At 43.4% G+C, this 15,273-nt stretch carries 14 protein-coding genes; all 14 read right to left on the reverse strand.

All coding sequences use genetic code 11. The features are described 5' to 3' along the window. Positions 1-42: 42 nt before the first annotated feature. Entirely contained in the window at positions 43-1,299 is a 1,257-nt protein-coding gene (locus AC2HW8_RS01205; RefSeq protein WP_295241905.1) for an FtsW/RodA/SpoVE family cell cycle protein, read from the reverse strand. Between the two features lie 50 nt (positions 1,300-1,349). Further along, positions 1,350-2,375, reverse strand: coding sequence for a phospho-N-acetylmuramoyl-pentapeptide-transferase (gene mraY / locus AC2HW8_RS01210; RefSeq protein WP_021882941.1), 1,026 nt, complete (start codon positions 2,373-2,375; stop codon positions 1,350-1,352). 35 nt (positions 2,376-2,410) lie between these two features. Continuing rightward, entirely contained in the window at positions 2,411-4,681 is a 2,271-nt protein-coding gene (locus tag AC2HW8_RS01215) for a penicillin-binding transpeptidase domain-containing protein (protein ID WP_304018620.1), read from the reverse strand. A 133-nt stretch (positions 4,682-4,814) separates the two neighbouring features. Continuing rightward, positions 4,815-5,363 (reverse strand): hypothetical protein, encoded by a 549-nt coding sequence (locus tag AC2HW8_RS01220; protein WP_021882939.1) that lies wholly within the window; start codon positions 5,361-5,363, stop codon positions 4,815-4,817. A 273-nt stretch (positions 5,364-5,636) separates the two neighbouring features. Continuing rightward, positions 5,637-6,560, reverse strand: a complete 924-nt coding sequence (gene rsmH / locus AC2HW8_RS01225) for a 16S rRNA (cytosine(1402)-N(4))-methyltransferase RsmH (RefSeq protein WP_021882938.1) — start codon at positions 6,558-6,560, stop codon at positions 5,637-5,639. 10 nt (positions 6,561-6,570) lie between these two features. Beyond that, positions 6,571-6,990, reverse strand: a complete 420-nt coding sequence (gene mraZ, locus AC2HW8_RS01230; protein ID WP_015523362.1) for a division/cell wall cluster transcriptional repressor MraZ — start codon at positions 6,988-6,990, stop codon at positions 6,571-6,573. Positions 6,991-7,435: 445 nt separating this feature from the next. After that, positions 7,436-7,897, reverse strand: a complete 462-nt coding sequence (locus tag AC2HW8_RS01235; protein ID WP_015523360.1) for an ATP synthase subunit B family protein — start codon at positions 7,895-7,897, stop codon at positions 7,436-7,438. A 57-nt stretch (positions 7,898-7,954) separates the two neighbouring features. Continuing rightward, positions 7,955-8,440: a pantetheine-phosphate adenylyltransferase gene (coaD, locus tag AC2HW8_RS01240; RefSeq protein WP_015523359.1), complete on the reverse strand. Its 486-nt coding sequence runs from the start codon at positions 8,438-8,440 to the stop codon at positions 7,955-7,957. After that, positions 8,437-8,985: a 16S rRNA (guanine(966)-N(2))-methyltransferase RsmD gene (gene rsmD / locus AC2HW8_RS01245; protein ID WP_046432008.1), complete on the reverse strand. Its 549-nt coding sequence runs from the start codon at positions 8,983-8,985 to the stop codon at positions 8,437-8,439. Before rsmD ends, coaD begins: the two co-directional genes overlap by 4 nt. 146 nt (positions 8,986-9,131) lie before the next feature. Next, complete coding sequence (gene uvrC, locus AC2HW8_RS01250) at positions 9,132-10,976, reverse strand: excinuclease ABC subunit UvrC (RefSeq protein WP_021882936.1); 1,845 nt, start codon at positions 10,974-10,976, stop codon at positions 9,132-9,134. A gap of 96 nt (positions 10,977-11,072) precedes the next feature. Then, positions 11,073-11,336 carry an HPr family phosphocarrier protein gene (locus AC2HW8_RS01255; protein ID WP_015523358.1) on the reverse strand — a complete coding sequence of 88 codons (264 nt, stop codon included), beginning with the start codon at positions 11,334-11,336 and terminating at the stop codon, positions 11,073-11,075. Positions 11,337-11,598: 262 nt separating this feature from the next. Continuing rightward, the gene (gene trmD / locus AC2HW8_RS01260) at positions 11,599-12,291 is read right to left on the reverse strand and encodes a tRNA (guanosine(37)-N1)-methyltransferase TrmD (RefSeq protein WP_021882935.1); all 693 of its coding nucleotides are present in this window, start codon (positions 12,289-12,291) and stop codon (positions 11,599-11,601) included. After that, complete coding sequence (gene rimM, locus AC2HW8_RS01265; RefSeq protein ID WP_015523356.1) at positions 12,281-12,796, reverse strand: ribosome maturation factor RimM; 516 nt, start codon at positions 12,794-12,796, stop codon at positions 12,281-12,283. The genes trmD and rimM overlap by 11 nt, the downstream gene beginning before the upstream one ends. 38 nt (positions 12,797-12,834) lie before the next feature. Beyond that, positions 12,835-15,198 (reverse strand): endonuclease MutS2, encoded by a 2,364-nt coding sequence (locus AC2HW8_RS01270; RefSeq protein WP_303665455.1) that lies wholly within the window; start codon positions 15,196-15,198, stop codon positions 12,835-12,837. Between the last annotated feature and the right edge of the window lie 75 nt (positions 15,199-15,273).

Consider the following 15,273-nt stretch of genomic DNA (forward strand, 5'->3'; position numbering starts at 1 on the left):
GAAAATTCTGCAAAACTCATGCAGGAGAAAACTATTTTTAAATTATTGTCTTTCGATATTTGCCGTTCTGGAAATTGAAAGCACAAGTCCCATCTGGGCAAGCAGCATAATAAGCGAACTGCCGCCGTAGCTGAAAAACGGAAGGCTGATACCCGTGTTAGGCAGCCAGTCTGTGATAACGAGAATATTCAGCACAACCTGAATGCCGATCTGTGAGGTAAGACCGATACCGAGAAGTTTGCCAAACTTATCCTTTGCACGAAGTGAAAGTGTGATGCCTCTCCACACAAGAAGTGCAAAAATAAGGAGAATCATAAGTGCGCCCACAAGGCCGAGCTCCTCAACAACAACGGCAAAGATAAAGTCGTTCTGCGGCTCAGGAATATAGAGGTACTTCATTCTTGACTGACCGAGACCAAGTCCCCAAAGTCCGCCCGAACCGATTGCATAGAGTGAATTTCGTGTTTGATATGTGGTCCACCACATATCATCTGTTGTATATTCAAGTGCCTGACCCCAACCGTCAAGACGGCTCATAGCATAGGACAGGCTGTTTGTGACGGCAAGTATAAGCACTACTCCGACAATAAGTCCAAGACCGATTCCGAGATACTTTGTCTGCATTCCGCCGATATAAAGCATTACAACCGAAAGAATGCCGATGATTACGATACCCGAATAGTGCGGTTCGAGAAAAAGCAGAAGTGCCGTTGAACCGAAAACAATTACACCCGGCAGAACGCTGTAACGGGCAAACTGCATTTTATTATAGTATTTACTGCACCAATGTGAGAAGAAAAGAATAATTGCAAACTTTGCAATCTCAGAAGGCTGAATGTTGAAAATTCCAAGAGGAATCCATCTTTTTACGCCTTCGGAACCCGGCAGTACAAGAACCACAAGCAGGCACAAATATGAAATTGCAAGAACAACCGGTGCAACCTTGTGGAGTTTATTATAGTTAAAGAACGAAAGAAAAAACATTATGCCTACGCCGATAACGGCAAAAATGAGCTGCCTTACAAGGTAATAATAGCTGTCGCCCTGATTGTAATAAGCATAGGCATAGCTTGCAGAAAACATCATAATCATACCGATAATGAGAAGTACAAGAATGATTATGCAAAACGGAAGGTCAAGTCCCATGCCAACGGAAAACAGCTTTCCTTTTTTCATCTTTCTCTGACGAGTAGGACGGACAAAAAACTTTTCTTCCCTGATCTTCTGCTCCGAGTAAACCTCTTCATCATATATTCTGTTTACATCAGCTTTAAGCATCATTCTTTTTTGTGGAGCCAAAGACCGTTCCTCCCTTAAAATTTATTTTAAACAAGTATTTCTGCGTTTATTTATGCACCAAAATATGCAAGTGCAAAAGCGATTGCACCGAAAACTGCGGTTACTGCACTGAACACACCGACAATCTTAACCTCGCTCCAACCGCACATTTCAAAGTGGTGATGGATAGGGCTCATCTTGAAAAGACGCTTGCCGTGTGTGATTTTGAAGTAGCTGACCTGAAGAATAACGGAAAGCTCCTCAGCAATATAGATAATTCCGATCGGAATAAGAAGAATAGGCATATCAATTGCAAAAGCAAGAGCACATACAAGACCGCCGAGGAAAAGTGAACCCGTGTCGCCCATAAACACCTTTGCAGGGTGAAAGTTCCATACGAGGAATCCGAGACAGGCACCCGCAGACGCGGCGCTCATGGCTGTTATGCCGAGATAGCTCTTTACGCAGGCGATAAGCATAAATGCAACACACGCAAAGAATGTTACCGAACCGTCAAGACCGTCAATACCGTCTGTAAGGTTTACCGAGTTTACGATACCCACGATTGCAACGGCGGCAATAATATAATAGAAAAATCCGAGGTCAACCTTGCCGACAAAAGGAATGGTTGTTGTTGTACCGTAGCCTGCAATTGCCAGAACTGCAAGAAAAGCAGCGGCAACAAGGAACTGGAGAATCAGCTTTTGTGGCGCTGTAAGACCGAGGTTACGCTTTTTTACAACCTTGATGTAATCATCAATAAAGCCGATAAAACCGTTTGCAACCGCAAGACCGAGTCCGCAGAAAATGAACATGCATTCTCTTGGAATATCTGCAAAGAATGAATTTACCAAATCAGCGCCTGTAAAAGCATATATAACTGTGCTGATCATTGTGACAACCACAATTGCAACGATGAACATTATACCGCCCATTGTGGGAGTTCCCTGCTTACCCTTGTGCCACTTAGGACCTTCCTCAAGAATTGTTTGACCAAAATGGAGCTTGCGAAGGTATGGAATCAAAAACTTGCCTGTAACGGCTGAGATTATAAAAGCAAGCAAAGCCGCACAAAATGTCCATATTCCGTAAATCATAGTTATCTTTCCTTTCAGACTAATAAATATTTTTGTTATTCGTTGAGTGTTGAAGAGGAATCCGCAAAAGATACCGTTATTACCGTACCGGGGCTGACCGAAGTTCCCGCCTCAATGTTCTGTGATGAGCTTGTTCCGGAGGATGTTGTTGCACCCGAGAAGCTGACATTCAATCCGTAGGCACTTGCAACATCGTTTACCTCATCGGGAGAAAGACCGATAAGACTCGGAACACTTACTGTTTCCGACTGACTGTCGCTGTCTGTGTAGAGGACAATACTGCCGCCCTTCTGAAGTCCTGACGATACGGTCGGAATCTGTGAAATTACAGTTGAACCGTTACCCTTTACGGTTGCCGTAAAGCCGTCAGCCTCAACAGCTGTTTTAGCCTCGTCAACGCTGACTCCTGTGTAGTCGCCCGCAGATGCGTCAACATAACCGAGTTCCTCGTCTGTGTATGATGTCTTAACATCAAGATAAGGAAGAACCTCGCTCATAATATTTATAAATACAGGTGATGAAACCTGTGAACCGTAGTAGGCGTCACCGTCGGGAGTATCAAAGAATACAAGCATTGCAATCTGCGGATCGTCTGCCGGAGCATAACCGCAGAATGATGATATATAGTCCTCAGAAAATGAGCTTTCAAACTTTGTTACACCCCTTTTTTCAGTTGTACCTGATTTACCGGCTACCTTGTAGCCTGAAATATAACCTGCGGCAGCACCCTGTCTTTCTGTGTTATATTCAAGGTATTCCTTCATCTTCTTGGATGTATCGTCTGAAATAACCTGTCTTTTAACCTTTTTATCAACAGACTTGATTACATTGCCCTTTGAGTCTGTGATTTTTGAAACCACATGAGGCTGAACAACATAACCGCCGTTTGAAACAGCCGCACAGGCTGTAATCATTTGAATAGGAGTGATTGCGAAGTTCTGACCGAATGATGCAACCGCAAGGTCAACACCGCCCATCTTACCCTCAGCCCAGAATTCGTCATCTGCTTCACCGGGGAGGTCGATTCCTGTTTTATCGCTGAAACCGAATCCCTGATAATATTGACGGAACTTGCCTGCACCGAGCATCTGACCGATCTGAATAAATGCAGGGTTACATGAGTTTGAAATTGCCTCAACAAAGTTCTGTGTTCCGTGACCTGATATATTTGAACAATGAATTGTTTCGCCCTCAACCGAAATTGAACCCGTACAGGTAAATGATGTTTTTTCATTTACAAGGTTTTCTTCAAGAGCCGCTGACGCAACGCACATCTTAAATACAGAACCTGGCATATATGTGTCGGCAACAGCCTTGTTTCTCCACATATTGCTAAGAGCCGCACTTTCTGCCTCCGCCTGTTTGCTTTTGGCAGTAGACTTGATTTTCTTCTTATCCTTTGCCGAAAGCTCATAAGGATTGTTAAGATCGTAGCCGTCTGTTGTTACCATTGCAAGGATTGCGCCTGTGTTTACATCCATTGCAATGCAGACGCCCTTGTTAAGAACATTGTTGTCCTCAACACCCTTTTGCATATATTTTTCACAAATTGACTGAATTGTTTCATCAATTGTAAGATACACATTGTTGCCGTCCTCAGATTCAACATTCTGTTCGTATCGGAACGGCATATCCGTACCTCTTGCATTCTGTGCCGTGATAATTCGACCGGGAGTACCCGACAGATAGCTGTCATATTCGTACTCGATACCCTCAAGTCCCTGATCGTCACTGCCCGTAAAACCGATTACGGAAGATGCAAGGCTGTTTTTCGGGTAATATCTCTTGTAATCATCAAGCAGCTGAATAACACCCGAACAGCTGTAATCCTTTTTCAGAGTGTCAATAAGCTCAAGAACCTTTTCACGCTCATCCGACTCGATTCTTCTTTTGACAACAACATAATGGCTCTGCTGTTTTGTATCGTCAAGCACATCGTTGTATTCAAGGTCAAAAATTTCCGAAAGACCTTTTGCGGCAGCCTGACGCTGTTTGTCATTCTTAAAGTTGACAGGCGACATTACCACCTGCCAAACCGATGCGCTTTCGGCAAGAACATTGCCGTTTGCATCATAAATTGTTCCTCGTTTTGCGGAAACAGTTGTGTCGGCAAGCTGAAGGTCAACAGCTGACTCCTGAAGTTCACTGCTCTGAATGGTGGTGAGGTATGTAAGTCTTAAAACAGCCGCACCGAAGCCAAGCACAAGTATGAGTAAAATCAATATTGCGGTACGCTGTCTCAGTCTTTGTGCAGGTCCCTTTTCGGCACGCTTTTTTGAGTTGTTTTTTGATCCTGGTGATTGCAATGTAAAGCTCCTTTCACCGCAAAATAGTGTCCGTTACGCTCCGTGTCAATCCGCATATATACCGAAAAAAGAGTCAAGACGCAGTCTTAACTCTCCATTCTTTCATAACATATCTATTAAATTAATCTAAATGTTATGACCAAAGATTCTGTACCGAACTCCAGAACTGTGTAAAGAGATTGTCACTTTCCTGACTTGCAGAAACCTCTGCTTTATCTCCGCCTGCAAGGGTAACAAATTCTTTCTGTGTGTTCGTAGCCTTGGTCATACCGAGTGTATCCTCGGCATACTTTTCAATATCCGATGTTGAAAGCTTTGATTCAAGCTTCATTTGTGTCTGTGTGTAAACGCTCTGTGCATTTGCAAGAGTTTCTTTAGCCGTAATAACTTCCTGATTAAGCTCGGTAAGTCTTACCTGTCCGACAATTATGATGCCGATTATGATTGTCGCTGCAGCACCGCTCACTGTTCCGAGAGCGATTTTAAACTTGTTATGTCTGCGGCGTCTGTTCTTCTGAAGTTCCTCTTTCGGAAGACTTACAACATTGTTTTTTCTTCTTTTTCTTTCCTGCTTTTTATGTACTTCTTCTTTTCTTTCAGGAGCGGCTGAACCCGGAACATAGTCGCTGCTGTCATCAAAAAGACTCAAATCATAAGCTGCATTTCTGTTTTCATAAGCCATTAAACGCACCCGATGCCTTTCTATATCAATTTCATAAAACACACATTTTTGCTTTATTTTCGATAAAACAAAAAAGTTTCAAACCTTTAATAAATTTATAAAATACACACAACACACAATCAATCCGATTTTATCGGACATATATTTCAAAGCCATACATTTTGTTATTAACAAACACGAAAGCACAATTGCTTGTGTCTGTAATAATCTTTACAACTTTGTTATATTTTACTACAAACAGGCAGTTTTGTCTATAGTCACAGAGAATTTTTTTTAAATTTTTTCGCATATTCTCAACTTTGCACTTCTTGCTCTCGGGTTATTCCTCAATTCTGTTTCATTTGCACAAACCGGCTTTCTTACAACAAGCTTAGCCTTTGGCTTGTTTCCGCAAACACACACGGGAAAATCCTTTGGACAGGTACAGCCCTGACACCAAGATGCCATTTTCTGTTTTACGATTCTGTCCTCAAGCGAATGGAAGGTAATAACTGCAAGCCTTCCGCCGCTTCCGAGAAGTTCAAATGCACCGTCAAGACCTCTTTCAAGAACTCCGAGTTCATCGTTTACCGCAATTCTCAAAGCCTGAAAGCTTTTTCTCGCAGGATGTCCGTCACGGCGGACACGCTGGGGAACATTTTCTTTTATAATTTCCGCAAGCTCAAGGGTAGTTTCAATCGGCTTTTCGGCTCTTGCCTTTACGATTCCGTTTACAATTGCACCGGCAAATTTTTCTTCGCCGTAAACGCTGAGGATTCGTCTTAACTCACCTGCGGGGAGAGTGTTGACAAGCTCTGCGGCTGTTGTTCCGCTTTGGCTCATTCTCATATCGAGAGGTGCGTCCTCATGGAAAGAAAAACCCCTTTCGGCTGTATCAAGCTGATGAGATGAAACACCGATGTCAAGCAGAACACCATCGACTCTGCCCACTCCTCTTGAATGAAGAAGGCTAACCATATCGGCAAAATTACCCTTGATAATTATTGAATTTTCGTTTTTCTTAAAACGCTCTGTCAGCGTCAGTATTGCATCGGGATCCTGATCAATCGAAATGAGCTTGCCCGTAGTAAGTCGACTGAGGATTTCACTGCTGTGACCGCCTCCGCCAGCTGTGCCGTCAACATAAATGCCGTTTTCCTTAACAGCAAGAGCGTCAACAGCCTGCTCAAGAAGGACAGGAATATGAGAAAATTCCATAACAACCTCCTTATAGCTTTAACTCCTTGAGAGCAAGTGCAAGATTTTCATTCTGAGAAGCAACATAGTCCTCATAATTTTTCTTGCTCCAGATTTCGAGTCTGTTTGTCATACCGATAACTACCGCATCGCCTTCAATCTCGGCGAACTCACGCAGGGACTGCGGAATAATCACCCTGCCCTGTGCGTTGGGAGTAACCTCAACCGCAGTAGCGTTAAAGGTGTACTGAACAGCCATGGAGAGGTTTGCGGGAAGTGCAAGAATCTTCTCACACATTGCGTTGAACTGTTCGCTTGACATAACCTGAATGCACTTGTTGCCGAAGCCTCGTGCAAGATAGTATGTTTCGCCGAGCTGTTCACGGAACTTTGCGGGCAGTACAATTCTTCCTTTTGCATCAATAGAATGATTTGTCATTCCCGAAAACATCTGCCCACCTCCATACACTTTTCTTCAGAAACCGTCACTCTGTGGTTTTAAAAGTCACCGAATGACACCTTCTGACACCTTTTGTCTTATTATAAACCATAGGTGCAAAAAAATCAATATCAAAGTTACGAAAAAACAAATAATATTTACAAATCATTTCAAATGCTTTCAACTTTGAAACCATATTTTTTCGTAAAAGAATATTATGCCCCAAAAAGCTGATTTTACAGAGGGTTTCACCCGTTCCATAGCAAAAACAGCAGTCTTAAAAATTACAAAACGCACCGCACGGGTTACAAAAGCCGACAACATTTTTATATTTTTCAACCGCCGATTCCGCAAGCATTCGTTTCAGTGTCATAATGTGACACAACACATACGATAAAAACGGCATAAAAAAAGAACAGGCTCATATTGAGTCTGTCCTTTATAAGCTAAATTTAAATCAGCCCTGCTTTTTCTGTGAGCTGACTATGTTTGCATGAGTCTTTCTGAGAGCCTCAAGCTGTGTTGCAACGCCCTCTTCCGTGCGTTTCATAATGCTGTCAACATACACATTCGCAGCTTTTCTGATTTCTGCCGATTTTTGCTTTGCATCGTCAACAATTTCCTTAGCCTTTGCCTGAGCCTCACGAACGAGCTCATTCTGGTTAAGCATAGCCTTTTTGCGTTCCTCGGCACTTCTGATTATATTCTCTGATTCACGGTTAGCCTCGGCAAGAATCTGCTTTCTGTCAGCAACAATATTCTTTGCCTGTCTTACCTCTGCCGGCATAGCGTCCTGAATCTGATCGAGAATATCATAAATCTCATCACTGCTCACCATTACCTTACCACCCGAAAACGGCATTGACTTAGCGGCACTGATAACATCCTGAAGCTGTAAAATCAAATCCTCAACTTTCATTTCTGTCCACTCCTTATATGTTTGGTTTAATCCACCTTTAATTAAAAAATCAAACGCTTATTTATTTTTCAGTCTTTCCACAATTCTGTCATGGATACACGCAGGAACAAAATTACTGATGTCACCGCCCATTGAGGCAATTTCACGAACCATGCTCGAGCTGAGATACATTGAATCCGCCTCAGCCGTTAAAAACAGGGTTTCAAGGTTCGGATTCAGCTTTTTGTTGGTGAGCGCCATCTGAAATTCATATTCAAAGTCAGTTACCGCTCTGAGTCCCTTAACAATTGCGTCCACACCGTGATCCTCACAATACTGTGCAAGCAAGCCGTTGAAGCCTACTATTTCAACATTATCAAGATGCTCGGTAACTTCCTTCAAAAGTTCAATCCTCTCATCAATCGAAAAAATCGGCTTTTTTGAAGAATTGACAAGCACGCCCACGATTACACGGTCAAAAAGCTTTGACGCTCTCGTGATAACATCAAGGTGTCCGAGCGTTACGGGATCGAAACTTCCCGGACAAATCACTGTTTTGTTCATCTTTGAAAATCCTTATGTCTGAATGTAGTTATTTTTATTTTACCATAGCGATACTGTCTGTCAAGTACAAAATCACCGTAATTCGACAAAATTTCTTCGTCAAGAGGATTTTCCGCAATGATTACACCCGTATCGTTCATAGCCTCGGGAACAAGTTCAAGGGCATCCTGCAGCATTCCCGTTCTGTATGGCGGATCGAGAAATGCAATGTCAAAACGCTGTGAATTCATCGAAAGAAAGCTGTGAAAATCCATTGCAAAAACCTTTGCCGAGTTTTCAAGCTTAGTAGCCTTGAGGTTTCTTTTTACCGTTTCAAGCGATTTTTTTGCATTGTCAACAAAGCTTGCCGACTTTGCACCTCTGCTCAAAGCCTCAATACCCATTTGTCCCGAGCCTGCAAAAAGGTCAAGAAAGTTTCTGCCCTCGGTTTCAAACTGTATAATCGAAAAAACAGCCTCTTTAATTCTGTCGGTTGTCGGTCTTACATCTTCACCCTCAAGGGTTTCGAGTCGTCTGCCTCTTGCGGAGCCTGTAATAACTCTCATAAAACACACGCAGCCTTTCCGCCTGCAAAATCATAAAACAACACCGCAAGCAGGCATACGGCATTACCGAAAAGTTGAATTTCAAACAATTGTTTAAAACTGCAAATTTTAGTATAACACATTAAAAGATAATTTACAACAATATTTTACTCTGTTTTGTTTTCATCCTGCTGATGATAGTATTTATACACCGCAAGTGCGGCGTCTTTTGTCATTTTAGGAGCGTTTTCAAGCTCTGCAAGGTCTGCGTTTGAGATGTTTTCAATCGTTCTGAAATACTTAAGAAGCGACCTTGCTCTGACTTCGCCTATACCCTCAATGCCTGTAAGCGAGCTTTTGAATGTATTTTTACTTCGTCTTGAATGGTGATAGCCGATTGCAAAGCGGTGAACCTCGTCCTGCATTTTTGCGAGGAACGCAAACAGCGACCGTCCGGGACTTAGCGCAATTTCTCCGCCCTCGCCCGTTACGGCACGGGTTCTGTGCTTATCGTCCTTTACAAGACCGAACAGCGGAACATCAATATTCTTACTCTGCAAAACCTCTTTTACAGCCGCAACCTGACCTTTACCGCCGTCAAGCAGGATAAGGTCGGGCAATTTTCCAAAGCCCTCGTTCTCATCGGGATTTTTATAATATTCGTCAAATCGTCTTGTCAAAACTTCCGCCATGGATGCGTAGTCATCCTGTCCTTCAAAGCCTTTGATTTTAAACTTTCTGTAAGCCGATTTGAGCGGTTTGCCGTTTTTATAAACAATCATACCCGCAACATTTTCAGTGCCTGCAAGGTTTGAGATATCGTAGGATTCGATATATTCGGGCAGTTTTTTAAGTCCGAGCAAATCACGCAGTTCTTCAAGCACATTGTACTCACGAACGGTTGCGCCCTTTTTCTGTGCAAGGGTTTCTGCGGCATTCGATTTGCACATTGCCACAAGCTGCGCCCTGTCACCCCTCTGCGGAACCGTTATGCCGACCTTACTGCCGTGCTTTTGCGAGAGCCATTCGGCAATTTCTTCCATACCGTCAAATTCCCTGTCGATTGCAATGCTCTTTGGCACACTGTCACGCAGAGTGTAATATCGCAGTAAAAATTCTTCGGTTTCGGATTCACTTTCACCGCTGTCAAACACAAAGCTTTCACGGTCAAATAACCTTCCGCCTTCAAAGCGGAACACCTGATAACAGGTTTTGCCGTCATCCGAAAAGCCTGCAATAACATCGCCGTCATCAATTTTTGTTGCAACAACCTTTTGCTTGTCGCTCATTTTACGGACGGATTTTATTATATCTCTGATTGACGCCGCCCTTTCAAATTCAAGATTTTCTGCGGCGTTTTCCATTTCTTCGGTCAGCTTTTTGATTGAATTTGTTGAACCGCCACGCAAAAATTCAAGCGCACGGTTAAGATTTTCGTTGTAATCTTTAAGCCTTACTCTGCCTGTACACGGAGCCATGCATTGCTTTATGTGATAATTAAGGCAAGGTCTGCCCTTTCCGCAATCTCTCGGAAACTGCCGGTTGCAGGTTGGGAGCATAAAGATTTTGTTGGCCTCATCAACGGCATTTTTTACATAGTAACTGCTCTTGTACGGACCGATATATTCCGCTCCGTCGTCCTTTTTCTGCAATGTATATGACAGCTTTTTCCAATCACCCGAGCTGATTCTTATATAGCTGTAGCCCTTGTCGTCTTTAAGCAGAATGTTATACTTCGGGGTGTGCTGTTTGATAAGACTGCATTCAAGAATGAGTGCCTCAAACTCGCTGTCCGTGATGATATATTCAAAATCATCGACATTGTCAACCATTCTGCGAACCTTTTCTGCATGGTTATTCTGCGAACCGAAGTATTGGCTGACTCTGTTTTTAAGAGCCTTTGCCTTGCCGATATATATAATTTTTCCGCTTTTATCGTGCATGATGTACACACCCGGCAACAAAGGAAGTGCCATTGCTTTTTTGCGAAGCTGTGACATTTTCGGATTCACAAAATCACCGCCTTTTACGATTTCAGATTAATTTGAGAGAAACAAAAAAGAGGCGGAAAAACCGCCCCCTTGGTATTTTGTAAAATTTAAAGCTGATTATTCAGCAAAGCCTGACTCAACGAGAGAAACAAGACCCTCAACTGCTTCAGTTTCGTCAGAACCGTCAGCAATTACCTTAATAGTAGTGCCGCCGATAATTCCGAGGGACAACACACCGAGAAGACTTTTTGCATTTACACGACGCTCTTCCTTCTCTACCCAAATTGTTGACTTATACTCATTAGCCTTCTGAATAAAGAAAGTTGCCGGACGAGCGTGTAAACCGGCTTTATTCTGTACTAATACTTCCTTAACATACATTTTTAAAACCCTCTTTGCCTTTAAATTTTTAACCACCAATGCCTGCAAATTGCGGCTCAATTTAATATGTATTATAATCTTTTTTCCGAACAAGGTCAATACAATAAATTAATTTCGTGTTAATATGCACCTTGAGAGAATTTATTACCCTGTTTATTGTGCATTTTTACAAAATATTATATTTTCCCCGTAAACACACGGTATTTCATGTGTTTTTTCTTGTCTTATTTTATGTAAACACACCGATAATATACTGCAAAAATTACTTTTTGTTATATTCTTCAAGCATTTCGGGACGCTTGAGGGCAGTCACCTCTATGCTCTTTTCTTTTCTCCACTTTTCAATATTTGCATGATGACCGCTCATAAGCACTTCGGGAACTTCTTTGCCTCTCCAGACTGACGGTTTTGTGTACTGAGGATACTCAAGAAGCCCGTTAAAATGGCTTTCCTCGGTAAAACATTCGTTGTTGGAAAGCACACCCGGAACCATTCTTGAAAGCGCGTCAGCAAATACCATTGCGGGAATTTCTCCGCCCGTGAGAACATAGTCGCCGATTGAAATTTCTTCGTCAATAAACTCGTCAAGAAGTCTTTGGTCAACACCCTCGTAATGGCCACAGAGAATACAGATATTTTCAATATCGGCAAGCTCACGAAGTCTTTGCTGTTTCAATGTTTTGCCCTGCGGTGACATATAGACAAAATGCGGTCTTTTGCCGATTTGTTTGCAGATATCCTCAAAGCAGAGGGCAATGGGTTCGGCTTTCATAAGCATTCCCATTCCGCCGCCGTAGGGAGTGTCGTCAACTCTTTTGTGCTTGTCAAAAGCGTAATCACGCAGTTGGTGACACACGATTTCAAGCACACCGCTTTTCTGTGCTCTGCCGATTATGCTTCCGTTTAAAACAGGTTCAAACATTTCGGGGAAAAGCGTTATAATATCAATCCTCATCGTCGAAAATTCCTTTCATGGGAACAATAAGAACATAGCCGTCATTGACATTGATTTCTTTTACAACATCGTCAATTACGGGAGCAAGGTATGTCTTGCCGTCGGCGTCTTTGATTTCGTAAACATCGTTTGCGCCTGTACGCAAAACATCGGAAATTTTGCCGTAGACTCTGCCGTTGCCGGCATCCTTAACCTCAAGACCGATAAGATCCTGAACAAAGTGAACGCCCTCCGCAAGATTGATGTCGTCACGGTTGATATACACAACCTTGCCTCTGTATTTTTCGGCTGCCTCGATTGTGTCAACACCCTTGATTTTTGCAAGAGCGATATTTTTGTGCGGACGGGATTTTACCTCGATGAACTCTGTTCCGTTTTCGTCAAGCCACAGCTTTTTAAAAGCACAGAGAAATTCGGGGGAATCACACCACGGATCAATTCTAACCTCACCTTTTATGCCGTGTGTACCCACGATTTTTCCCGAATCAAGAAACTGTTTTTTCATAATTACCTCAAATTTCACAAAATAAATTCAGTCAGATTTTACTTTAATTCAATGATTGTAACACCGTCTTCACCCTCGCCGAAAACACCGAGTCGCTGACTTTTGACGGCTTTGTTTGTTTTAAGATACTTGTTTATTTCACGCTTAAGCACACCCGTGCCTTTGCCGTGAATAATCGTCATTTTGCTCACACCCGAAAGCACGGCATTGTCAATTGCCTTGTCAACAATATTGATTGCGTCAAAGGCGGTTTCACCACGGACATCAACCTCTGTTTCGGGACGGACATCCATTCTGCTCGGCACATTTCTTGTGCTTGAAAATCTGTCCTTTGCGGGCTTGTTGTTTGATTTGAGCAAACGAAGATTCTTGATATCAACCCTCGTTTTGATTATGCCCGCCTGAACAAGCACAACACCGTCCTTGTTCGGCGGTGCAAGTACAGTTGCGTTTTTGTCGATATCGTAAATAAGAACCGTGTCGCCGACTTTGAGCGGTCTTGGCAGCTTGTACTCCTCATCGGGAGTATTGCGAGCCTTGACAGGATCGGCATGGGCCTCCATCTTGTCAATATTTTTCTTTAGCTGTGTTCTTGCCTGAACGCTCATATCCTTGGCTTTTCTCGCCTTTTCAAGCTCTTCGGCAACTGCGTCGGCTTGCGCTCTTGTGCGTGAAATAATACGCTGAGCCTCCTGTCTTGCCTTTTCAATCTCACGCTCCGCACGCTGCTTTGCCTTCTGCATTTCGTTTTCTGCTTTCTGCTTTTCGGTATTAGCCTTTGCAGTAAGTCTGTTTGCGTTTTCGAGCTGTTTTTCAAGGCTTTGACGGCGCTTTTCAAGCTTTTCAACAACATCTTCAAACTGTCTGTTCTCGTTTGAAACAAGTTCGCTTGCTCGGCTGATTATCTCATCATCTATTCCGAGTCTTTTTGAAATTGCAAACGCGTTGCTCTTGCCGGGAACACCGATGAGAAGTCGGTAAGTAGGCTTGAGAGTTGCAACATCAAATTCGCAACTGCCGTTTTCAACTCCGGGAGTACGCAGAGCAAATTCCTTTAACTCCGCATAGTGGGTTGTTGAAGCGATTTTTGCGTGTTTGTCACGCAGTCTTTCAAGAATTGCAATTGCAAGAGCCGCACCCTCGACAGGGTCTGTTCCTGCGCCGAGCTCGTCAATAAGGCAGAGCGAGCCTGCGTTTGCAAGCTTTATAATCTGAACGATATTTGTCATATGTCCCGAAAAGGTTGACAGCGACTGCTCAATGCTCTGTTCGTCGCCAATATCCACAAGCACCCTTCTGAACACGGAAAGCTCGCTGTTGTCGGCACACGGAACAAGAAGTCCGCACATTGCCATAAGCGTGAGCAGACCGATTGTCTTTAAAGTTACGGTTTTACCGCCCGTGTTAGGACCTGTGATTACAAGCGTGTCAAACTCTTTTCCGAGCATAACATCAACGGGAACAACCTTATTTTTGTCGATGAGTGGATGACGAGCCTGTTTGAGCTCAATCATTCCCCTGTCGTTCATAATCGGCTTTGACGCTTTCATTGAATACGCAAGGTCAGCCTTTGCAAAAATCAAATTAAGCTGTGCAAGGTTCTTGTAGCTGTGGATAATGCTGTCGGCAAACTCGCCTGCATTTGCGGAAAGCTCAAAGAGGATTCTTTCAATCTCCTGCTCTTCCTTTGACTGCAAAAGCTTGATGTCATTGTTTGCCTGAACAACGCCCATAGGCTCAATAAACACGGTTGCACCGCTTGACGAGGTGTCGTGTACAAGACCCGGAACATTGCCTCTGCATTCACTTCTTACGGGAACAACATATCTGCCGTCACGCTGTGTGACGATAGTATCCTGAAGATACTTTATGTATGTTGAGCTGTGAATAATTTTATCGAGTACCTCACGAGCCTTTGAGGAGGCTGTGCGGATTTTTCTTCTTATATCCGACAAAACAGGGCTTGCCTTATCGGAAATTTCCTCCTCGCTTATAATAGCCGAGGTGATTTTGTCTTCAAGAAACTTGTTGGAAACAAGTCCGCTGAAATAGCCGTCAAGAGAGCTTGCTCCTCCGCCTGAGCGTGAGTGCCACTCCTTGACCGTGCGGATTGTTCTGAGCGTTGATGCAACCGACAGGAGTTCGCCTGTGGTAAGGCAACCGCCTGCCTGTGCTCTGCGTAAATGTCCCGAACAATTTACGGCACCGCCGAATGACGGAGCACCGAATCTTCCGCTTAACGCAACTGCGTCATCGGTTTGCTGTAGAAGCTGTTCAACCTTTTTCAGTTCAAACACGGGTTCGAGATTCAATGCCATTTCACGGGCGTCCTCAATCGAAGTCATTCCCGCAAGCCTTTCGAGGATTTTATCAAGTTCAAGTGTTTTGTAATGTCTGTTCATAATTCTACCAAATTCAATAATTACAATTTTGTGTCCGTAGGGGCGGATATTATCCGCCCGCGGGCGCCCAATGAG

This window comes from Ruminococcoides sp. (assembly GCF_057037865.1).